We start from the raw sequence: 20,610 nt of genomic DNA on the forward strand, positions 1-20,610 counted from the left end.
TCAGCCTGCAAAGGGGTTAGATGAACTCACTCCGCTCGTTGACTTATTAACGGCAGAAATAAGGGGTAATTTAGGTCTATTTCTCGCGTATTTGAACTTATTCGTGGTTTTTTCGGCCAAAAGCCCGTAAGTCGTGTGGTCTGGCGCACGTGCCTCCGTAGAAACCCAGGGGTAAGATCACCGCACTTTCACGCTTTGCCCTCTCAACATGACCCCAAAACTACCCGCAGCCCTGGATGGTGCCGTCCATACGCTACCCCACACCACCAGCAAAGTGGTGCTGTACACCGCAGGCTCGGGTGCGCCGCTGCTGCTGATCCACAGCATCAACGCGGTGGCCTCGGCTGCCGAGGTGCGGCCCTTGTTTGAGCACTACCGTGGCAGCCGTAGTGTTTATGCGCTGGATTTGCCGGGTTATGGCTTGTCTGAGCGCAAAGACCAGGCGTACACCGTGCGTGTGATGACCGATGCCATCGTCGCGGCCGCCCAATGGGTCCAGGCACGCCATGGTGGCGTCGCCCTGGATGCGGTGGCGGTGTCACTCTCCTCCGAATTCCTGGCGCGTGCGGCGGTTGAACACCCGTCCTTGTTCAGAAGCCTGACCCTCGTAAGCCCGACCGGTTTTCGCGGCGGGGAAGAATTGCGCGAGTCTCCGGGGCAAACCCGTTACAAGCCAGGGCTGGACAAGTTTCTGCGTGGCCCGGGCTGGGGCGGCTTTTTGTTCAAACAATTGACCCGCCCGGCTGTCATCCGTTATTTCCTGGAGCGCACCTGGGGCGCCAAGCAGATCGACGAGACACTGTGGGCCTACAACTGCATCAGCGCCCGCCAGCCCAAGGCGGAATGTGCACCGCTGGCTTTTCTGAGTGGCATCCTGTTCAGCACCGACATCCACAGTGTGTATGGGCAGCTGACATTGCCGGTCCTGGTGGTGCACGGCACACGCGGGGACTTCACCAACTACAAAAACCTCAACATCGTCAGCAGCCAACCCAACTGGCAGGTGCAGGTGCTGCAAACCGGGGCGATGCCCTATTTTGAGGTGCCGCAGGCCTATGTGGCATTCCAGGATGCGTTCTGGCAGGCCATTCCTGGCTGACGGCCTGAGCCGACGCTACACGGAGGCGCCGGTCGCGCCTGCGCCCGCGTGGACTTCTTCAGGTGTTGGCGACAAACCATAAGGTTTGACCAGTGCCCATACATGGGCGGGCACCATCGACTTGAGGCGGCGGGGTTCTTCGCGGCGCAGGTGGATCACTGTCTCGACCGCCTTCATCTCCAGACGGGCCCGTGCAAACTCCAAACCGCGTGGGCCCACTTTGGGCATCAACCAGCCCACCACCGGGCGCAGCCACTGCGGCATACGGCGCAGTGGCAAGCCACCCGCAGCACGCTCGGTATTGGCCAAAAAGCCTTTGACCGGACCTTCGCGTTTGCCAGCGCTACCTGGCGCAGTCAGCTTGACCTCGTCACCCAGCAACTTGAGCAGTTCTTCCCCACGCTCGTTGCGCACCAGCAGCCACTGCTGCCCCTCACCCCCCATGTAGCCGACGGTGATGTCAGCCAGTGCGTTGGTGTAGTCCACGCAGGTGCGGCAGGTCAGCGGGAAGAAGTCGCGCGGCAAATCGGATAGCGGCAGCATCAAAAACGGCACCTTGCGCTGGCGGCCATCGGCAAAACGCAGCTCCACGTGGTAGTCGGCCAGAAACTCCAGGTAAACGATGTCTTCAGGCTTGTCGTTCGTCTGGGCTGCCACCAGCGCCAGAAACTCATGAAACCGCTCAGTCGTCGTGTTGTCCGAACACGGGGTGCCAATCACGTACAGGCGCTCCAGCCCGAGCTGCGCCTCCAGCGCGCGCAGGGCGTAGACCTGGCACGGGATACCAATCACCGCCAGGCGTTTGTAGCCCTGTTGCAAAGCAGGCTCCAGCATCGCTAGCAAGGGCGCATACCCCATGCGCATGCCACGGCACTGGGCCAAACCTTCGGCCTGAGTCACCAGCACCGGCACCGGGCGCCAGCGGTCATTGGGGTCCGGTGCCATGGTCAAGACCGCGTCCACCGCGCCGGTTTCCAGCAGGCGTTGCGCCAGTCGCGTGGTGATGCCGGTCCACTGTGCACCAGGGCTTGCTGGCTGCAAAGCGGCGCGCCACATGCGCTGGTGCACCCCAAAAAACATCTCGTCGCCTTTGTTCGGATCACGCACCCGGCCGTGGACCTTGGCCTCCAGGCGTGGGTAGTCGGGTTGGATGAACTGGCAGGCCTGGCCGCACCGTTTGGGCTCGCTGGAGCGTGAGATGCCGCAGTCGGTGCACAGATCGCGGTGCGGTGCGGGGCCAAGCACCGGGCGCCAGACGGTTGGGGGCGCTGTGGAAGGGTCAGGCATCTGCATCAGTGGGTCACTCCAGGTGCATGATGATAGCTGTGGCCCGAGGGTTTTTTGGCTCAAAATGGCCCCATGCAGCACCTCAACATCAGCGCAGACGACGGCGAAACGCTTCACCTGCACCGCAGTGGTGAAGGGCCACCGGTTTTGTTGCTGCATGGATGGACTTCCAGCCACATGGCCTTTTCGACACTGGCTGAGCAGCTATCAAAAACATACCAGGTGTTGCGCCCGGATGCGCGCGGCCACGGCGCTCACAAGCTGACGGTCAACCCGGCGCCGGATGTGCAGCGGCTGGCACGAGACATCATCAACCTGCTGGACCATTTGAAGATCGACCGCGTGGTAGCGGTGGGCCACTCGATGGGGGCGCTAACACTGTGGCAGTGTTTACGCGACTTTGGCACGACGCGTTTTTCCCACCTGGCCTTCATCGACCAGTCTCCCAAACTGGTGACCGACGCAAGCTGGGACGGTGGCATCTACGGCGACTTTGACGCCAACCGGTCGCAGCAGCTCATCAACGACCTGGAACGCGACTTTGTTGAAGCGGTGTTGCGCCTGGTGGCTTTTGGGCTCAATGACAAAGCGCGCGCCAGCTACTTGCGCAACTCCTCGGGTTGGCGCTTGATGCGTGAGTCCTTGCAAACCATCCACCCGGCCAGCGCCATCGCGATCTGGAAAAGCCTAGTGGCTGCCGACTACCGCGATGTGTTGCCAACGATCAATGTGCCCACGCTGCTGGCTTATGGCACCTGCAGCAACTTCTACTCGGCGGAAACCGCGCGTTTTGTGGCCACACAGACACCTCGTGCCCAACTAAGTTTTTACGACGGTGCGGACCACGGCCCGCATCTAGCGCAACCAGAGCGCTTTGTGAGCGAGCTGACCGCGTTGATCGAATCAGGCCAACCCGGGCCTATTTCTCCATGACGTAGCTGCCCGGTGCATCGGCCAGCGCTGGGAACTTGCGGCTGGTGGTGGCATACGCTGGTACTTTCTCGCCGGTGCGCTGGTTCAGCCAGGTGATCCAGTCCTCCCACCAGCTGCCGGGCCGTTTGTCGGCATGCGCCAGCCAGTGCTCGGCGCTTTCGGTGTGCTTGGGCTCGGCCACCCAGTAAGCGCGTTTGGGCGGTTGCACCGGCGGGTTGACGATGCCCAGGATGTGACCAGAGGTTGAGCGCACAAACCGCACCGGTACATCCGGGTGGATCACTTGGCGGACCTGGTAGCAGGAGCTCCAGGGTGCGATATGGTCTTCCTCGGCCGTCACCGCATACAGCGACTGTTGGATGCGCCCCAGGTTAATGGACTCGCCGCCAATGGTCAGTGCATCAGGCTGAACCAATTTGTTGTGCAGGTACATCTGGCGCAGGTAGTAGGAATGCATGGCCTGCGGCATGCGCGTGGCGTCCACGTTCCAGAACAACACGTCAAACGGGGGCAGCTTCTCACCCAGCAGGTAACTCTGCACCCAGTAGTTCCAGATCAGGCTGTTGGAGCGCAACAGTCTGAAGGACGCCGCCATCTCGTTGCCATCCAGGTAGCCCTTTTTGGCCATCAGCTCGTCGAGCCCATCCAGGCAGGCCTCGTCGATGAACACACCAATCTCACCGGGCTGTGAAAAGTCTGTCAGGCTGGTGAACAGCGTCCAGTGCGCCACCGGCATCTTGTCCGCACCAAAACGTTTGTTGGCCCAGGCCATGTAGGTGGCCACCAGCGTGCCACCAATACAGTAGCCCACCAGATGCAGCTGGGGCACTTGGCAGAACTGGGTGGTCACGCGCACCAGCTCACTGACGCCGTCTTGCAGATAGTCGTCAAAACGCACATCGTGCATCTCGGGTGTCGGGTTTTTCCAGCTGGAAATGAAGACAGAGAAGCCCTGGTCGGTCAGGTACTTGACCAAGCTCTTCTTCTCGGTCAAGTCAAGGATGTAGAACTTGTTGATCCACGGTGTGACGATCAGGATGGGCATGCTGCGCACCTGGTCGGTAGTGGGTGCGTAGTGGATCAGTTCCACCAACCGGTTGCGAAAAATCACCTTGCCGGGGGTGGTGGCCAGATCTTTTCCCACGGCAAACGCATCGGGCTCGACCATCTGGATGTTTTTGGCCGCCACATCGCGAGCGAAGTTTTTCAGCCCCTGGCGGACGCTCTCACCGTCCGTTTTGACATATTGCGCCATGGCCTGCGGGTTCAGCCAGAAGAAGTTGGTAGGCGAGAGCATGTTGAGGGTGTTGCGCTGCCAGAAAGCCGCACGGTGGCGTTCATGCTCGGACAGACCGGGTGCTTCCAGCGAGAGCTTTTGCATTCGGCTGCTCAGCGTCAGATACCACTCTTTCAGAATGTCCCAGGCGGCAGATTCGGTCCAGATCGGGTCGGCAAAACGGGCGTCTGCCGGGTTCGGCACATACACCTCATCAGCCGGCAGGCCCAGCGAGCGACGCAGCGTATGCCCGGACAACGCCACCATGTCGGCGGCGAACTCGTCAGCGGCCCGCCAGCATGCCTGGGGATGCTGCCACCAGGCGATCTGGGCCTGGATCTGGGATGTCCAGATGCTGTAAGGGTCGATTGACTGGCTGAAGGTCTGGATGGCGGCGTTCAGAGGGGTCAGAGGGCTGGACGTGGGCTCGACATGACCCGGCTTGGTTTGATTGGACATGGTGCGCAACCTCGCTTCCTTTCACGTTTTGACAATCCGTGTACTTGAACGATGTGGCAGGCCAGCCAGGACCCGCTGACCAAGAACAGCAATCTACACCTCTTTTTCCAGCTGTCAACGCACCGATAATTGACTGTTTTTCACAACTCTGGACGTAACATGACAAAACGCGTTTGTAGCCTGGTGGCAGGTCTGATGGCAGCGATGGTGATGGTTGGCTGTGGCAAGAAGGAAGAGCCCGTGGCCGCTGCACCGGCGCCGGTGGTTGCCAAGGCCATCGTGATTGGCCTGGATGACAATTTCCCCCCCATGGGTTTCCGTGATGACCGCAACGAGCTGGTCGGTTTTGACATCGACCTGGCCAAGGAAGCCGGCAAACGCCTCGGGGTGGAGGTGACGTTCAAACCCATCGACTGGAGCGCCAAGGAGTCCGAGCTCAATGGCAAGCGCATCGACGTGTTGTGGAACGGTCTGACGATCACCGAAGAACGCAAGGCCAACATCCTCTTCACCAAACCTTATCTGGAAAACCGCCAGATTGTGGTGGTGGCCGAATCATCCGGCATCACCAGCAAAGCCCAGCTCAAGGGCAAGGTGGTGGGTGTGCAAGACGGCAGCAGCGCAGTGGACGCCGTGCAGAAGGACGAGGCCACCGCCAAGTCGCTCAAAGAACTCAAGAAGTTTGGTGACAACGTGACCGCCCTGATGGACCTGTCGGCGGGCCGCCTGGACGCGCTGGTGGTCGATGAGATTGTGGGCCGTTATTACACCGCCAAGAAACCACGCGACTACCGTGTGCTCGAAGACAACTTTGGCACCGAAGACTACGGTGTGGGCACCCGCAAGGACGACACCGAGCTGGCCGCCAAGCTCGACAAGGCCCTGGACGACATGAAGGCTGACGGCACCGCCGCCAAGATCTCGACCCAGTGGTTCGGCAAGGACATCGTCAAAAAATAAGTCTACCAAGGCCTGGCCCCGATCCGGCCGCCATGCAGGTGCGCTGCGTTACCAAGCAGCCACTTGCGCCGACCGGATTTTTTGCGTGCTCTGATACCCATCCATGGACTACATCGCCACCATCTTGCCGCCCCTGTTGCAGGGCAGCGCCGTCACACTCCAGGTGTTCCTGATCACCCTGGTGCTGGCGGTGCCGCTGGGCCTGGGCCTGGCGCTGCTGCGGATTTCCCGTTTTGGCATCCTCAGTGGCCTGGTCAACGGCTACATCTGGCTGATGCGCGGCACGCCGCTGATGCTGCAGATGTTGTTCATCTACTTTGCCTTGCCTTTCATCCCGGTGATTGGCATGCGCCTGCCAGACTTTCCGGCGGCGATCCTGGCCTTTGTGCTGAACTACGCCGCCTACTTTGCCGAGATTTTCCGCGCCGGCATCCAGTCAATCGACCGTGGCCAGTATGAAGGCGCCAAGGTGCTGGGCATGAGCTACCCGCAGACCATGCGGCGCATTGTGCTGCCGCAGGTGCTCAAACGCATCCTGCCGCCGATGAGCAACGAGACCATCACTCTGGTCAAAGACACCTCGCTGATTTATGTGCTGGCCATGAACGACCTGTTACGCGCTGCGCGCGGCATCGTGCAGCGCGATTTCACCACCTCGCCGTTTGTGGTGGCGGCGGCCTTCTACCTGATCATGACCCTGGTGCTGACCTATGGTTTCCAGCGCTTGGAAAAGAAATACGCTGTTTATGATGAATAGTCCGATGATCCGTGCCAGCGACGTGCACAAGCGTTTCGGCGCGGTCGAGGTGCTCAAGGGTGTCTCGCTGGACGTCGACAAGGGCGAGGTGATCGCTGTCATCGGCCCCTCTGGCTCGGGCAAAAGCACCTTCCTGCGTTGCCTGATCCACCTGGAAACCATCCACCGCGGCCAGATCGAGATCGAGGGCGAGCCGCTGGTGACGACCAACGCCCAGGGCCATTGCCAGTATGTGCCACCGGCTGACATCAACCGGGTCTGCCGCAAGATGGGCATGGTGTTCCAGCACTTCAACCTGTTCCCGCACCTGACGGTGCTGCAGAACCTGATTGAGGCGCCGCTCACGGTCAAGGGTGTCCTCAAGGACGAGATTGTTCCCAAAGCCGAAGCCCTGCTGCGCAAGGTGGGTCTGTTCGACAAACGCGACAGCTACCCCTCGCGCTTGTCGGGTGGGCAAAAACAGCGTGTGGCGATTGCTCGCGCGCTGGCGATGGAGCCCGACATCATGCTGTTTGACGAACCCACCTCGGCGCTCGACCCCGAGCTGACCGGCGAGGTGCTCAGCACCATGCGCGAGCTGGCCGAGGAACACATGACCATGATTGTGGTCACCCACGAAATGGCTTTTGCCCGCGAGGTGGCCGGGCGCGTGGTTTTTATGGACGGTGGTGTGGTGGTCGAAGCGCGTCCAGCGCGAGAACTGTTTGCCGCACCGGAACACCCCCGTACCCAGGCATTTCTGGAAAAAATGCTGTAAAACTACTGGGCGGGTGCGACGTTCTCCCGGACGCCGCAACATGGACGTTGAGCAATGCACCACGGCAATCCTTAGTACAAAAACAGGCGTTAGCCCATATAGAACAAGGGTCAACAGCTATGTTTAGTGAAGTAACCACACAAGGTGAACCTGCCTAAGGGCGGCTCAGCCAATTCGGCAAAGCCGTGGACAGCAGCGGCAACCTGGAGATGACCAGCATCCCCAGAAAAATCGCCAATACCGCAGGCAAGACCGAACGCGCCACGTAGCGCAGGGGTTTGCCAAACATCGCCGAGGCAAAGTACAGGTTCATGCCTGCTGGTGGTGCCAGGAAACCCATCTCCATGTTCGCCAAAAAGATGATGCCAAAGTGCACCGGGTCAATACCATAACTCAGCGCCACCGGTAGCAGTAACGGCACCAGAAACACGATGGCAGCATAGATCTCCATCAGGGACCCAGCGGCCAGCAAAAACACGTTGAGCGCCAGCAAGAACAGGTACTTGTTGGGCAACAAGGCCTGCACCCAGTCAATCACCTCGTTGGGCAGGCCACTGTCCACCAAGTAGTTGGTCAGCCCGAGCGCCATACCCAGGATCAGCATCACACCGCCGATGATCTGGGCGCAGTCGCTCAAAGCCTGTCCCAGCAGGCTCCAGCTCAGCTCCCGATGGGCAAAAGCCTGGGTGGTCACCGCGTAGGCGGCCGTCAGCGCGGCGCTTTCCATCGGCGTGGCCAAACCACTCACCAGTGACCCAATGGCGATACCGGGCGCCAGAATTTCCCATTTGGCAGTCCACAACGCGGGCAGGATGCGCGGGGCATGGGGGCTGTGTGTGGTGCTTGGCTTAGTGTCTGCCCCCCTGGCTGGGGCGGGCAACAAGCCGCCGCGACGTAGGTAGCCCCCCAGCAACACCAGACAAGCCACCATGACCAAGGCCGGCAACAGGCCAGCCAGAAACATGGTGTTGATCGGCACCCGTGCGATCACGGCGTACAAAATCAAAGGCACCGATGGCGCCAGCAACACGCCGAGCGCGCTGGCACTGGTGACCAGGCTGATACCACGCTGCTCGGGCAGCCCGGCGTTGCGCAACAGTGGCAACAACAAACCACCCAGCGCCAGAATCGTGACCCCGCTGCCGCCGGTGAAAGCGGTAAAAAATGAGCACAACACGGCTGCGGCCACCACGGTGCCGGTGACGCCACCACCCAACAGCGCCAAAAACACCGCCCCCAGGCGCGCTGCGGCACCGGTGCGTGCAAACACCAGTCCCGCCAGCGTGAACAAGGGCAAAGCTGGCAACGAGGCGTTCACCGTGATCTGGTAGTGCGACAACGCCACCGAGGCCAGCGGTTGGCCCTCATGCCAAAACAGGGCCAGCGCCAGCCCACCCAGCCCGGCAAAAATTGGGGCACCTCCCAGAAGCGCCGCCAGCAGCCACGCCACGACAGGCCAGAGCGGTACTTCAAAACCCTCATAGATGCTGCCCAGCCAAAAACCCAGGCCCGGCAGCAACACCGCACACACCCCCTTGAGCCAGCGCCCCTGGGCACAACGCGCGCCCAGTTTGGCACCCAGCAAGGCAAAACCAACAGGCATCAGCATCTGCACCCACCAGGTGGGCAAACCATAGGCCAGACCATGGGCGACATCCATCTCAGTGGCCACCAAGCGCCAGCTGGCCAGTGCCAGCACCCCACACACCAGCGCGGCACTGCCTTGCGCAAAGACCTGGATACCCATCTGCAGGCGCTCGCCGCCCAGGCCTGCCAAACCATTGCCCAGGCTGCTCAGGTGACCGTAGCGCTCTGCAGCCACGGCACCCAACATGGCCAGCACTAGGCCCAGGTGTTGCACCAGCACCGGTGCGTTGTCCACACCGCGCCCCATCATCGGGCGCAGAGCTATTTCCAGTAGCGGAATCAGCACCATCAGCATCAGGGCCAATGAAGCCAACAGCTCGTCACATCGTTGCAGGCGCGGCCAGCGAGCCCAGTTCGGCGCGGTCACAACTAGCGCCCTTGGCTGGCCCGATAGGCTTTGAGGTGAAAGAACACCTCATCAAAGGTGTCGGCCGGGACCATGCGCCCACGAATGCGCGGGTAAAGTTTGTCAGCCAGGGCGGACCACTCTTTCATCTGCTCAGGCTTCGGTTTGTTGACCACCAGACCCCGTTGTTTCATCGCGGTCACGGCGTCTTCCACTTCCTGGCGAGCCTGGGTGCGCATGATCTGCCCGGCCTTGTCACCTGCACTGCGCAGCGTTTGTTGGGCCTCTGGGCTCATGTCGTCCCAGGCTTTTTGGGTGAGCACCAAAGCACCCACAATCGGCGCCCAGTTGATCTCCAACATGTTGGGCGCGGTGTTATAGATCTGACTGGCCAGAGCAAAGTACGGGGTGGAGGGCACCACCGAGATCATGCCGGTCTGGATCGCCGGGAGAATGTCGCTGGTTTCCAGCGGCACCGGGGTGTAGCCCAGGCTTTTCATGATCTCTTGCTGTTCTGACTCGGCACCCCAGGCAAAAAACTTCATCTTGAGGTAGTCGGCAGGGCTGAACGCGGGCTCTTTGGAGAAGAAGCGTACCCAGCCCGAGTCGCCCCAGGCCAGCACCACAAAACCTTTGTCCAGAAACTTCTTTTCCATGGCGGTGCGCATCTTTTCGCGCACGTAGTCCACTTCTTCCCAGTTTTTAAACAGCAGGGGCAGGTTTTGTAACGCCGCAATGGAGGGTTCAATCTCGCGCAGCCCCACCACCGACATCAAGGCCCCCTGCAGTTGGCCAATACGCATGCGTCGCGCCAGTTCAGCTTCACCACCTTGGCTGCCGTCCGTGTAGATCAGGTATTTGGCATCACTCCCTTGGGCTGTGCGCCAGGCCTCACCGATGGCTTGCAACTGGCGGTGGTAGAGCGAATTTTTGGGTGCCAAAGTGCCAATGCGCAACTGCTTGGTGGCGGCTTGTGTGGGCCCACTGTTTAAAGCGGCCAAAACGGCCAAGCTGGTCCCAAGAAGCTGGCGCCTCATTTTTGAAAAATACATCATGCAAACACTTAAAAAAGATCGTCTGTGTTGTCCAGTAGCCAAAGCGCTCGTTCACGCATCACACTGTTTGACAAGTCGGGGTTGGTGGCGCTGGTGACCAAGGCCTGCTTCAGCAAAGACTCAAACGCTGGCCGATCGCCCGCAGGCAAGGCAATCGCCTCGGCCTTGGCAACATACGCCGCCGCGCTGACGCGACCATCCAGTCCAATCGCCTCATCAAAATAGTCCACTGCGCGCTGTGCAGAGCCACCAGGCCGAGCCGCCTCAAACGTGCCCATCAGGCTCGCCAGCGAACCCCGCCTGTGCTGGGGGGCGCTGGCATAAGCCAATTGAGCCAGGTGCATGGCCAATGGCAAATCGGCGACCACATGGGGCTGGTCTTTGGACAAGGCAATGTGCGCCCCCCAAGACGCGGCAGCCCAATACGCCAAATCCACCTGATCAGGCGCCAAACGGGGCCACATTGCGGGTGTTGGATTGGCCAGCGCCTTGGTTAAACCGGGGCTATGAAGCTCAAGCGTGGTCATGGCGTGACCTTGGGCGCGCTGGTACAACCTAGCCGCACGTTCGCGCAGCTTTTGTGCCGCCTGGGCGTCTTTGGCATCCAGGCGATCGGCGCCAAGCTGCACAAAGGCATAGGCATATTGCGTGTACCCCGAGGTCACAGCCACCGTCAGCGGCACATGGCCAGGAGTTTCACGCAGTACCGACTCAGACAACTTGAGGTAGAACGCGCTGGCTTCGCGCGCCAGCACCAGATCATCCTCTGGCGCCTGACCCTGGGTGGCCAGCGCGGTGGCGGCTTCTTGAAGAATCAGCTGGCGCGGTGAACAGGCGGCTAGCGCCAACAACAACGCCAACAAGGCCGGGCGAAGCGCTGGTTTCAGAGCCTGCTCTCAATCACGTCTTCGGCGCTTTCACTGTCCATGACAGCAATTTCAGCGTATTGCACACCATTGAGACGTTGGCGGTAGGCCAAGAACGAATGGCGGTCGGCGGTCTCGGTGTCACCTTCGTCATCTGCCGCCGCCGCTGCCAAATGGTGCCGCGCCGCAGCGGCAAAATGGTGAGCAGCCGCACGGTGGTGGTCGCCCACCGATTCAAAATCAGCATCCTCCGGCAAAAATGCGTCATCAGTGCCCAATGCGGTGTCGGTGTTTTGGTTCATGGTAGTTTCTCCACGGGTTGGCTGAATCTGGCAGGGTGCCGATGGCAGTATGCAGAGACAACATGAAGAATTCGTGACACGGTAAAGACTGCGCACGCGTCGAAATAACGGACGTCGTAGATGAATCACAGCGACGTTCAGACCAGGCTCCACAGGCTAACAATGGCATACGCCTGCGATGAGCAACACAAAACCAGCGTCGAATGTGCAATCAACGAAGCTGTGCCAACACAAAACAAAACAAAAAGCCCGCTTAAAGCGGGCTTTTGATACAAGCTAAGTGCTTGATTTGATTGGTTGCGCGAGAAGGATTTGAACCTCCGACCTTTGGGTTATGAGCCCAACGAGCTACCAGACTGCTCCATCGCGCGGTAGCTTTAAATTATAACCTATTCTGCGGCTTCAATCGGCTCAACTGCTGCTGGGCGGTCAACCAATTCAACCAAAGCCATAGGCGCGTTGTCACCGACGCGATAGCCCATCTTCAAGATACGGGTGTAACCGCCTGGACGTGCCTTGAAGCGGGGGCCAAGTTCGTTGAAGAGCTTCACAACGCTGTCACGATCACGCAAACGATCAAAAGCCAAACGACGGTTGGCAACAGTGGCTTCTTTAGCCAAGGTGATCATCGGCTCAACAACGCGACGAAGTTCTTTGGCTTTAGGCACAGTGGTCTTGATGACTTCATGCTCAATGAGCGAATTCATCATGTTGCGCAGCATGGCCAAACGATGAGAAGAGGTGCGGTTAAGTTTACGAAGTCCGAGTCCGTGACGCATGGTAATTTCCTTAGTTTATTTAACAAGCAGCCGTATCAGGTACTGCCCGAGGCGTTTTAAATCAACGCTTTTCAAGTGCGGCCGGTGGCCAGCTTTCAAGTTTCATTCCCAGGGTCAAGCCACGAGAGGCCAAAACTTCCTTGATTTCATTCAGAGACTTACGTCCCAGGTTAGGTGTCTTCAACAACTCATTTTCAGTGCGTTGGATCAAATCACCAATGTAATAAATATTTTCTGCTTTGAGACAGTTGGCTGACCGAACCGTCAACTCCAACTCATCAACCGGGCGCAACAACACCGGGTCAAACTGGGCATTGCCCCGAGAAGATGGAGAAACGATGGCGTCAATGTCGCCACCTTCCAACTGCGCGAACACCGCCAATTGCTCAACAAGAATTTTTGCTGATGCACGCACGGCATCTTCAGCGGAAATTGCACCGTTGGTTTCAATATCAAGAATCAACTTGTCAAGATCGGTCCGCTGCTCAACACGCGCACTCTCCACGGTATAACTCACGCGGCGAACCGGGGAGAACGATGCGTCCAAAACAATCCGCCCAATGGATTTAGACGACTCATCGCCATGGCGGCGCAACGTGCCAGGCACATACCCACGGCCTTTTTCAACCTTGATCTGCATGTCCAGCTTGCCACCGGCAGCCAAATTGGCAATCACATGTTCAGGATTCACAATTTCAACGTCATGAGGCGTCTGGATGTCTCCAGCAGAAACGACCCCCTCACTGTCTTTGCGCAAACTGAGTGTCACCTCATCGCGGTTGTGCAACTTGAAGACGACACCCTTCAGGTTCAAAAGAATGTTGACTACATCCTCATGAACGCCGTCGATAGAAGAGTATTCGTGCAATACACCGGCGATCGTCACTTCGGTTGGCGCATAGCCTGGCATGGAGGACAACAGCACCCGACGCAACGCATTACCCAAAGTATGGCCGTAGCCGCGCTCAAAAGGCTCAAGCACCACTTTTGCCCGGTGCGCCGACAGTTGCTCAACTTGAACTGCTTTTGGCTTTAACAAACTACTTTGCATGAATTTTCCTCTCAATACCCCCGACTCGTTACATCGGTAAGGCTGACTAGACGATCAAAGGCCTATACAGGCCTGTATCTCAACCCGTAAATGACTCGGCTTAACGTGAATACAGTTCGACGATCAAAGATTCATTCACATCGGCCGCGAACTGGTCACGGTCTGGAATGGCCTTGAAAATGCCTTGCGCCTTGTCTGCATTGACATCAACCCACGCGGGCATGCCAACCTGTTGGGCCAATTGCAAAGCCTCAACAATGCGGTTTTGCTTGGCTGACTTTTCACGAATAGACAACACATCACCAACCTTCACCATGTAAGACGGGATGTTGACAGGCTTTCCATTGACGAGAACAGCTTTGTGCGACACCAATTGACGCGCTTCGGCACGTGTGGAACCAAAACCCATGCGGTAGACGACGTTGTCCAACCGGGTTTCCAACAGGAACAGCAGATTTGAACCCGTATTGCCTTTGCGACGGTCCGCTTCCTCAAAATAGCGGCGGAACTGCTTCTCCAGCACACCGTACATGCGCTTGACTTTTTGCTTTTCACGCAATTGCAGACCGAAATCGGAAGTACGAGCGCCGGAAGTGCGGCCATGCTGGCCAGGCTTGGAGTCAAATTTTGCTTTATCCCCGATAGAGCGACGTGCACTCTTCAAGAACAGATCGGTGCCTTCACGGCGTGAGAGTTTGGCTTTGGGGCCTAAGTAACGTGCCACTTGAAATCCTTTAAATCAGCTACCGCAAAAAGCGGGAGCCACGGTAGTACCGTGGCGGTGGGCTTGGTTGAAAAAAATTAGATACGACGACGTTTTTGTGGGCGGCAACCGTTGTGCGGTACCGGTGTAACGTCAGCAATCATATTGATACGAATACCCAGCGCAGCGAGCGCACGAACAGAAGACTCGCGTCCTGGGCCAGGGCCTTTGATTTCAACATCAAGATTCTTAATGCCCTGTTCAATCGCAGCCCTGCCAGCAACTTCAGAAGCAACTTGAGCCGCAAATGGTGTCGACTTGCGTGAGCCTTTAAAACCCTGACCACCTGATGACGCCCAAGACAATGAGTTGCCTTGTCTGTCGGTGATCGTGATGATGGTGTTGTTGAATGACGCGTGGACGTGGGCAATACCATCAGCAACATTCTTGCGGATTTTCTTACGGACACGTTGTGCTGCGTTATTGGCGGGTGCTTTTGCCATAGTTATCTTTCAGTCAATGTCATTTTTTGAGGGACGCAGCGGCTTTACGCGGCCCTTTGCGCGTCCGCGCATTCGTGCGGGTACGCTGACCGCGCAATGGCAGCCCGCGGCGATGGCGAAAGCCCCTGTAACAGCCAATATCCATCAAACGCTTGATGTTCATGGTTGTTTCACGGCGCAAATCGCCCTCGATCGTGAACTTACCGACCTCATCGCGCAATTTTTCGAGTTCTGCATCCGTCAGATCTTTGATCTTCTTGGAGTAATCAATACCACAAGCCTCACAGATCTTGCGTGCGCGACTACGACCGACTCCAAAGATGGCGGTCAAACCAATTTCAGAGTGCTTTTGCGGCGGAATATTAATACCAGCGATACGTGCCATTTTGATCCTCTATAACTCTTGCAATTAACCCTGACGCTGTTTGTGACGAGGATCTGTACAGATCACACGAACAACACCTTTGCGCCGAATAATCTTGCAGTTACGGCAAATTTTCTTAACCGAAGCCGAAACCTTCATTTCATTCTCCTAAACAATTCCAAACAATAACTTGTTACTTGGCTCTAAAGACTATCCTCGCCCTGGTCAAGTCGTATGGTGTCAATTCAACCGTGACTTTATCCCCTGGCAGAATCCTGATGTAGTGCATCCTCATTTTCCCGGAGATATGACCGAGCACAACGTGGCCATTTTCCAATTTCACTCTGAAGGTCGCATTAGGAAGATTCTCTACGATCTCCCCTTGCATTTGAATAACATCGTCTTTTGCCATAAATCAACATTTCAAGAAGCCTTGAAATTAGCCTTCTTTAATAAAGATTCGTATTGCTGGGACATCAAGTAGTTTTGAACTTGCGCCATGAAATCCATAGTCACAACAACAATGATCAACAGCGAAGTACCACCAAAATAGAATGGAACGTTGTACTTCAAAATCAAAAATTCAGGAAGCAAACAAACCAGCGTTATGTAAATCGCACCAACAAATGTCAAACGGAGCAGAATTTTGTCGATGTACTTGGCTGTATTCTCACCAGGACGAATACCAGGAACAAAAGCCCCGCTCTTCTTCAAGTTGTCAGCCGTTTCTTTACTATTGAAGACCAAAGCCGTGTAGAAAAAGCAGAAAAATATAATCGCTGCCGCATAAAACATCACGTACACAGGCTGGCCTGGTGACAAAGAGCCGGCAATATCCTTCAACCAGCGCATTGACTCACCTGAACTGAACCAACCCGCAATAGTCGCTGGCAACAGAATAATCGAAGATGCAAAAATTGGAGGGATAACACCAGCCATATTCAGCTTCAAAGGCAAATGGGAAGATTGACCACCATACACCTTGTTACCGACCTGTCGCCGGGCATAGTTCACAAGAATCTTTCTTTGGCCTCGCTCGACAAAAACCACAAAGTAAGTCACGAGAGCAACGAGAACGATGATGAACAACGAAACAATGATGCTCATCGCGCCAGTTCTAACCAGCTCCAACAATCCACCGATGGCGTTTGGCAAACCTGCTGCAATCCCGCCAAAGATCAAAATTGATATGCCATTTCCCAAACCACGCTCAGTGATTTGCTCGCCTAACCACATCAAAAACAAAGTACCGGCAGTCAAAGTCACGACTGCGGTTACACGAAAACCAAAACCGGGAGAGATCACTAGGCCAGCGGAACTTTCCAAGGCAACAGCAATTCCCAAAGACTGGAACAAGGCCAAACCGAGGGTTCCATAGCGGGTATATTGCGTGATCTTACGTCGACCAGCTTCACCTTCTTTTTTCAGTTGTTCAAATGCCGGCAAGACATATCCCATCAACTGCATGATGATCGATGCAGAGATATAGGGCATGATACCAAGTGCAAATATAGTGAACCTGGACAATGCTCCACCTGAGAACATGTTGAACATGCCCAGAATACCGCCCTGCTGGCCCTTGAAGAACTGTTGCAGCTGCGCAGCATCAATGCCAGGCACCGGAATATGTGCGCCGACACGGTAAACCACCAATGCCAGCAACAAAAATATAAGACGACGACGTAAGTCGCCGTACTTATCTGTTTTAGCTGAGGATGCCGAACTCGTTGCCACGTGCAGTTATCTCGAATACGAATTAAACCAAGGAGCCGCCAGCGGCTTCGATAGCAATTTTTGCTGCAGCAGTAGCACCAATGCCTGTCAATTTGACTGCTTTCGTCAACTCGCCAGTTTTGATAACTTTTACCACTTTGGCAAGTTCGCCAACCAAACCAGCTTGCTTGAGCACAACCAAATTCACTTCAGTAGCATCAAGCAAGTTGAGTGCGGACAGGGTAACTTCGGCGTTGAATTTGAGCAAAGCAGACTTGAAGCCACGCTTTGGCAAACGGCGTTGCATAGGCATTTGACCGCCTTCAAAACCCACTTTATGGTAGCCACCAGCACGAGACTTTTGACCTTTGTGCCCGCGACCAGCGGTTTTACCCAGACCGGACCCGATACCACGGCCAACGCGCCGCTTGTAATGTTTAGCGCCATCAGCGGGCTTAATGCCATTCAATTCCATCATGAACCTCTTAGAGCACCTTGACCAGATAACTGATCTTGTTAATCATGCCACGCACTTCAGGCGTATCAACCAGTTCGCTGGTGCTACGCATTTTGCGCAGACCCAAACCGCGAACGGTAGCTCGGTGGGATGCTGCACAGCCGATCGGGCTACGCACCAGTTGAACTGTTACTTTTTTTTCGGTCGTCATCTGGATTCTCCAATCAAGCGAACAGCTCTTCGATGGTCTTGCCGCGTTTCGCAGCCACCACCGATGGTGTTGTTGCGTGCGACAGGGCATCGAGCGTTGCACGGACCATGTTGTAAGGATTGCTAGAACCGTGGCTCTTTGCAACGATGTCAGTGATACCAACCACTTCAAACACCGCACGCATAGGACCACCAGCAATAATGCCAGTACCCTTAGGGGCAGGTGCCATCATCACAGATGCAGCACCGTGTTGACCCATCACTTTGTGATGAATCGAACCGTTCTTCAACGAGACTTTCGTCATGTTGCGACGGGCCTCTTCCATTGCCTTCTGGACAGCTGCAGGCACTTCTTTCGATTTGCCCTTGCCCATACCAACAGTGCCATCACCGTCGCCAACAACAGTCAGTGCTGCAAAGCCAAGAATACGACCACCCTTGACAACTTTGGTCACACGGTTGATCGCGATCATTTTTTCGCGCAAACCGTCCTCAGGACCCTCTGCCTTACCCTGCATCTTCGCTTGTACTTTAGCCATCTTAATTTCCGATCTGCTTAGAACTGCAAGCCAGCTTCACGTGCTGCATCTGCCAGCGCTTTGACGCGGCCATGGTACGCAAATCCCGCCCGATCAAATGCCACCTTCTCAATACCGGCAGCCTTGGCTTTTTCTGCCACACGCTTGCCGATGATTTGAGCCGCAGCCACGTTGCCACCCTTGCCCGATGCACCCAAAGACTGACGCACTTCGGCTTCGGCCGTAGATGCAGTTGCCAAAACTTTGGAGCCATCGCCAGAAATCACGCTGGCATAAATGTGCAAATTGGTGCGATTGACTGTCAAGCGAGCCACACCCTGGTTGGCAATCCTGATTCGGGTCTGACGAGCTCTGCGAAGACGCTGTTCTTTTTTGGTCAACATAGTGCAGCTCCTTATTTCTTCTTCGTTTCTTTGATTGCGACTTTTTCATCCGCATAACGGATGCCCTTGCCCTTGTATGGCTCAGGCGGCCGAATGGCACGAATTTCAGCAGCAACCTGACCAACGCGCTGACGATCAGCACCCTTGATCACGATTTCAGTCGGTGTCGGTGTGGCCACAGAAATGCCTTGAGGCATGTCTTTGTTGACAGGGTGCGAATAACCCACCACCAGATTGAGTTTGTTACCTTGAGCTTGCGCCTTGTAACCCACACCCAACAAAGTCAACTTCTTCTCAAAACCCTTGCTGACACCAACCACCATGTTGTTAACCAACTGGCGATAGGTACCGGACATGGCATCCGCTTCACGAGAGTCGTTGGCAGCTGTGAAACTGACCTTACCACCTTCGCTAACCACTTTGACCAGGCTGTTTTGAGTCAAAGACAACAAACCACCTGCACCCTTGACGCTCACTTGCGTCTCAGACAAAACCACTTCCACCCCAGCAGGAATGGCAACCGGCATTTTTCCAATACGAGACATGTTCTGTTACTCCTAAATGTCACGCATCAGGCGACGTAGCAAAGCACTTCACCACCGACACCGGTAGCGCGGGCCTTGCGATCGGTCATCACACCCTTGGGCGTTGTGACAATCGCGACACCCAGGCCGTTTTGCACTTGTGGAATCGCATCGCTACCACGGTAGACACGCAACCCAGGGCGACTGACGCGCTCAATACGCTCAATAACCGGGCGACCAGCGTAATACTTCAAAGCAATTTCAAGCTCTTGTTTACCTTCAACGGCATTGATCTTGAAGTCGTCGATATAACCTTCGTCCTTCAGAACTTGGGCAATCGCCACTTTCACCTTGGAAGAAGGCACGCGAACAGAAGTCTTGGCAACCATCTGCGCATTGCGAATGCGCGTCAACAGGTCAGCAATAGGATCACTCATACTCATATCTATGTCTCCTGCCGCTTACCAGCTGGCCTTGACCATGCCGGGGATTTCTCCAGCAAAAGCCATTTCACGAATTTTGGCCCGAGCCAAACCAAACTGCGCAAAGGTTCCACGTGGGCGACCAGTGATCGCACAACGGTTACGCTGACGAGTCGGATTGGCATTACGGGGCAACATTTGCAAACCCAAGCGAGCAGCAGCGCGCTCTTCATCGGTGCGCTTGGCATCGTTGGATATCGCCTTCAATTCCGCATGTTTTTTTGCGTACTTGGCAACCAGTTTGTCTCTTTTGAGCTCACGCTCGATTAAAGCCATCTTAGCCACAGATCACCTCAGTTCTTGAAGGGGAAACGGAAACCTGCGAGCAGCGCCTTGCACTCATCATCGGTTTTGGCCGTTGTTGTGATACTGATATTGAGACCGCGCAGGGCATCCACCTTGTCGTACTCAATTTCAGGAAAAATGATTTGCTCTTTCACGCCAATGTTGTAGTTACCACGGCCATCAAAAGAACGACCCGAGATACCACGGAAGTCGCGAACCCGCGGCAAAGCCACAGTCACAAAACGATCCAGGAACTCGTACATTTGGGCGCCACGCAGAGTCACCATGCAACCAATTGCTTGGTTTTCACGAATCTTGAAACCAGCAATAGCCTTCTTGGACATCGTCACCACAGGCTTCTGACCAGCAATTTTGGTCAAATCACCCACAGCATGATCCATCACCTTCTTGTCAGCAACCGCTTCACTGACACCCATATTCAAGGTGATCTTGGTGAGGCGAGGCACTTCCATTGGCGACTTGTAGCCATATTTGGCCATCAACTCAGGAGCCAGCTTTTCCCGATAGAGTTCTTGCAAACGAGCCATGTTCATGCCACCTTGATTTCTTCGCCGCTTGACTTGTAAACACGAACATGTTTGCCGTCAGCCTGCAACTTGATACCAACCCGATCAGCCTTGCCAGTTGCCGCATTAAAAATTGCAACATTGGACTGGTGAATCGGCATGGTCTTTTCAACAATACCACCCGCCTCACCCTTCATGGGATTGGGCTTGGCATGCTTCTTAACCACATTGACACCCTCAACCACCAGATGAGAGTCATCACTACGCAGCGAAACTTTGCCGCGCTTACCCTTGTCACGACCCGTCAACACGATGACATCGTCGCCTTTGCGAATTTTGTTCATGA

At 56.1% G+C, this 20,610-nt stretch carries 28 protein-coding genes and 1 tRNA gene; 5 read left to right on the forward strand and 24 right to left on the reverse strand.

The window, feature by feature from the left end:
• The first annotated feature begins 208 nt into the window (after nucleotides 1-208).
• Nucleotides 209-1,099, forward strand: a complete 891-nt coding sequence (locus KKO72_RS06845; protein WP_214936756.1) for an alpha/beta fold hydrolase — start codon at nucleotides 209-211, stop codon at nucleotides 1,097-1,099.
• Between the two features lie 15 nt (nucleotides 1,100-1,114).
• Here KKO72_RS06845 and KKO72_RS06850 read toward each other — a convergent pair whose 3' ends face one another.
• Nucleotides 1,115-2,392, reverse strand: a complete 1,278-nt coding sequence (locus KKO72_RS06850) for a Coenzyme F420 hydrogenase/dehydrogenase, beta subunit C-terminal domain (RefSeq protein WP_214936758.1) — start codon at nucleotides 2,390-2,392, stop codon at nucleotides 1,115-1,117.
• A 66-nt stretch (nucleotides 2,393-2,458) separates the two neighbouring features.
• On the opposite strand from KKO72_RS06850, the gene KKO72_RS06855 reads away from it, so the two are divergent.
• Nucleotides 2,459-3,319 (forward strand): alpha/beta fold hydrolase, encoded by an 861-nt coding sequence (locus KKO72_RS06855; protein ID WP_214936760.1) that lies wholly within the window; start codon nucleotides 2,459-2,461, stop codon nucleotides 3,317-3,319.
• Here the strand turns inward: KKO72_RS06855 and KKO72_RS06860 are convergent.
• Nucleotides 3,306-5,054, reverse strand: a complete 1,749-nt coding sequence (locus tag KKO72_RS06860; protein ID WP_214936762.1) for an alpha/beta hydrolase — start codon at nucleotides 5,052-5,054, stop codon at nucleotides 3,306-3,308. The genes KKO72_RS06855 and KKO72_RS06860 overlap by 14 nt on opposite strands.
• A 195-nt stretch (nucleotides 5,055-5,249) precedes the next feature.
• Between KKO72_RS06860 and KKO72_RS06865 the strand changes: the two genes are divergently transcribed.
• From KKO72_RS06865 to KKO72_RS06875, 3 genes are all read left to right on the forward strand, one after another.
• A complete protein-coding gene (locus KKO72_RS06865) occupies nucleotides 5,250-6,014 on the forward strand; it encodes an amino acid ABC transporter substrate-binding protein (protein ID WP_214936836.1) in 765 nt (254 codons plus the stop codon).
• A gap of 103 nt (nucleotides 6,015-6,117) precedes the next feature.
• Complete coding sequence (locus KKO72_RS06870) at nucleotides 6,118-6,771, forward strand: amino acid ABC transporter permease (protein ID WP_214936764.1); 654 nt, start codon at nucleotides 6,118-6,120, stop codon at nucleotides 6,769-6,771.
• Entirely contained in the window at nucleotides 6,761-7,528 is a 768-nt protein-coding gene (locus tag KKO72_RS06875) for an amino acid ABC transporter ATP-binding protein (protein ID WP_305849450.1), read from the forward strand. The genes KKO72_RS06870 and KKO72_RS06875 overlap by 11 nt, the downstream gene beginning before the upstream one ends.
• A 154-nt stretch (nucleotides 7,529-7,682) precedes the next feature.
• Here KKO72_RS06875 and KKO72_RS06880 read toward each other — a convergent pair whose 3' ends face one another.
• The 22 genes from KKO72_RS06880 to rplX all read right to left on the reverse strand — a co-directional run bounded on the left by KKO72_RS06880 (nucleotide 7,683) and on the right by rplX (nucleotide 20,608).
• Entirely contained in the window at nucleotides 7,683-9,488 is a 1,806-nt protein-coding gene (locus tag KKO72_RS06880) for a TRAP transporter large permease subunit (protein WP_251140499.1), read from the reverse strand.
• Between the two features lie 56 nt (nucleotides 9,489-9,544).
• Complete coding sequence (dctP, locus tag KKO72_RS06885) at nucleotides 9,545-10,522, reverse strand: TRAP transporter substrate-binding protein DctP (RefSeq protein WP_251140500.1); 978 nt, start codon at nucleotides 10,520-10,522, stop codon at nucleotides 9,545-9,547.
• Nucleotides 10,523-10,584: 62 nt separating this feature from the next.
• The gene (locus tag KKO72_RS06890; RefSeq protein WP_251140501.1) at nucleotides 10,585-11,439 is read right to left on the reverse strand and encodes a TRAP transporter TatT component family protein; all 855 of its coding nucleotides are present in this window, start codon (nucleotides 11,437-11,439) and stop codon (nucleotides 10,585-10,587) included.
• Between the two features lie 20 nt (nucleotides 11,440-11,459).
• Nucleotides 11,460-11,744, reverse strand: a complete 285-nt coding sequence (locus tag KKO72_RS06895; RefSeq protein WP_214936768.1) for a hypothetical protein — start codon at nucleotides 11,742-11,744, stop codon at nucleotides 11,460-11,462.
• Nucleotides 11,745-12,038: 294 nt separating this feature from the next.
• Nucleotides 12,039-12,115, reverse strand: a tRNA-Met gene (locus KKO72_RS06900).
• 18 nt (nucleotides 12,116-12,133) lie between these two features.
• Complete coding sequence (rplQ, locus tag KKO72_RS06905) at nucleotides 12,134-12,523, reverse strand: 50S ribosomal protein L17 (RefSeq protein WP_180125112.1); 390 nt, start codon at nucleotides 12,521-12,523, stop codon at nucleotides 12,134-12,136.
• Nucleotides 12,524-12,584: 61 nt separating this feature from the next.
• Nucleotides 12,585-13,574, reverse strand: a complete 990-nt coding sequence (rpoA, locus tag KKO72_RS06910) for a DNA-directed RNA polymerase subunit alpha (protein WP_078365259.1) — start codon at nucleotides 13,572-13,574, stop codon at nucleotides 12,585-12,587.
• Between the two features lie 100 nt (nucleotides 13,575-13,674).
• A complete protein-coding gene (gene rpsD / locus KKO72_RS06915) occupies nucleotides 13,675-14,298 on the reverse strand; it encodes a 30S ribosomal protein S4 (RefSeq protein WP_214936770.1) in 624 nt (207 codons plus the stop codon).
• 77 nt (nucleotides 14,299-14,375) lie between these two features.
• A complete protein-coding gene (rpsK, locus tag KKO72_RS06920; protein ID WP_078365257.1) occupies nucleotides 14,376-14,780 on the reverse strand; it encodes a 30S ribosomal protein S11 in 405 nt (134 codons plus the stop codon).
• Between the two features lie 19 nt (nucleotides 14,781-14,799).
• Nucleotides 14,800-15,165 carry a 30S ribosomal protein S13 gene (gene rpsM / locus KKO72_RS06925; protein WP_075585447.1) on the reverse strand — a complete coding sequence of 122 codons (366 nt, stop codon included), beginning with the start codon at nucleotides 15,163-15,165 and terminating at the stop codon, nucleotides 14,800-14,802.
• 24 nt (nucleotides 15,166-15,189) lie between these two features.
• Nucleotides 15,190-15,303: a 50S ribosomal protein L36 gene (gene rpmJ, locus KKO72_RS06930; protein ID WP_012348927.1), complete on the reverse strand. Its 114-nt coding sequence runs from the start codon at nucleotides 15,301-15,303 to the stop codon at nucleotides 15,190-15,192.
• A gap of 34 nt (nucleotides 15,304-15,337) precedes the next feature.
• On the reverse strand, nucleotides 15,338-15,556 hold the full coding sequence (infA, locus tag KKO72_RS06935; RefSeq protein ID WP_078365256.1) for a translation initiation factor IF-1: 219 nt from the start codon (nucleotides 15,554-15,556) through the stop codon (nucleotides 15,338-15,340).
• A gap of 11 nt (nucleotides 15,557-15,567) precedes the next feature.
• Nucleotides 15,568-16,878 carry a preprotein translocase subunit SecY gene (secY, locus tag KKO72_RS06940; protein ID WP_214936772.1) on the reverse strand — a complete coding sequence of 437 codons (1,311 nt, stop codon included), beginning with the start codon at nucleotides 16,876-16,878 and terminating at the stop codon, nucleotides 15,568-15,570.
• A gap of 22 nt (nucleotides 16,879-16,900) precedes the next feature.
• Nucleotides 16,901-17,332 (reverse strand): 50S ribosomal protein L15, encoded by a 432-nt coding sequence (gene rplO / locus KKO72_RS06945; RefSeq protein WP_214936774.1) that lies wholly within the window; start codon nucleotides 17,330-17,332, stop codon nucleotides 16,901-16,903.
• A gap of 10 nt (nucleotides 17,333-17,342) precedes the next feature.
• Nucleotides 17,343-17,525: a 50S ribosomal protein L30 gene (gene rpmD, locus KKO72_RS06950; protein ID WP_078365254.1), complete on the reverse strand. Its 183-nt coding sequence runs from the start codon at nucleotides 17,523-17,525 to the stop codon at nucleotides 17,343-17,345.
• Between the two features lie 13 nt (nucleotides 17,526-17,538).
• Nucleotides 17,539-18,063 carry a 30S ribosomal protein S5 gene (rpsE, locus tag KKO72_RS06955; protein ID WP_078365253.1) on the reverse strand — a complete coding sequence of 175 codons (525 nt, stop codon included), beginning with the start codon at nucleotides 18,061-18,063 and terminating at the stop codon, nucleotides 17,539-17,541.
• Between the two features lie 17 nt (nucleotides 18,064-18,080).
• Nucleotides 18,081-18,446 carry a 50S ribosomal protein L18 gene (gene rplR / locus KKO72_RS06960; protein WP_078365252.1) on the reverse strand — a complete coding sequence of 122 codons (366 nt, stop codon included), beginning with the start codon at nucleotides 18,444-18,446 and terminating at the stop codon, nucleotides 18,081-18,083.
• A gap of 11 nt (nucleotides 18,447-18,457) precedes the next feature.
• On the reverse strand, nucleotides 18,458-18,991 hold the full coding sequence (rplF, locus tag KKO72_RS06965) for a 50S ribosomal protein L6 (RefSeq protein ID WP_078365251.1): 534 nt from the start codon (nucleotides 18,989-18,991) through the stop codon (nucleotides 18,458-18,460).
• A 26-nt stretch (nucleotides 18,992-19,017) separates the two neighbouring features.
• Nucleotides 19,018-19,413, reverse strand: coding sequence for a 30S ribosomal protein S8 (rpsH, locus tag KKO72_RS06970; RefSeq protein WP_214936776.1), 396 nt, complete (start codon nucleotides 19,411-19,413; stop codon nucleotides 19,018-19,020).
• A gap of 18 nt (nucleotides 19,414-19,431) precedes the next feature.
• On the reverse strand, nucleotides 19,432-19,737 hold the full coding sequence (rpsN, locus tag KKO72_RS06975; RefSeq protein WP_078365249.1) for a 30S ribosomal protein S14: 306 nt from the start codon (nucleotides 19,735-19,737) through the stop codon (nucleotides 19,432-19,434).
• Between the two features lie 8 nt (nucleotides 19,738-19,745).
• Nucleotides 19,746-20,285, reverse strand: coding sequence for a 50S ribosomal protein L5 (gene rplE / locus KKO72_RS06980; RefSeq protein ID WP_078366923.1), 540 nt, complete (start codon nucleotides 20,283-20,285; stop codon nucleotides 19,746-19,748).
• 2 nt (nucleotides 20,286-20,287) lie between these two features.
• Nucleotides 20,288-20,608, reverse strand: coding sequence for a 50S ribosomal protein L24 (rplX, locus tag KKO72_RS06985; RefSeq protein ID WP_214936779.1), 321 nt, complete (start codon nucleotides 20,606-20,608; stop codon nucleotides 20,288-20,290).
• Nucleotides 20,609-20,610: the final 2 nt, after the last annotated feature.

It is taken from the genome of Rhodoferax sp. U11-2br, from assembly GCF_018619435.1.
Lineage (GTDB): Bacteria > Pseudomonadota > Gammaproteobacteria > Burkholderiales > Burkholderiaceae_C > Rhodoferax.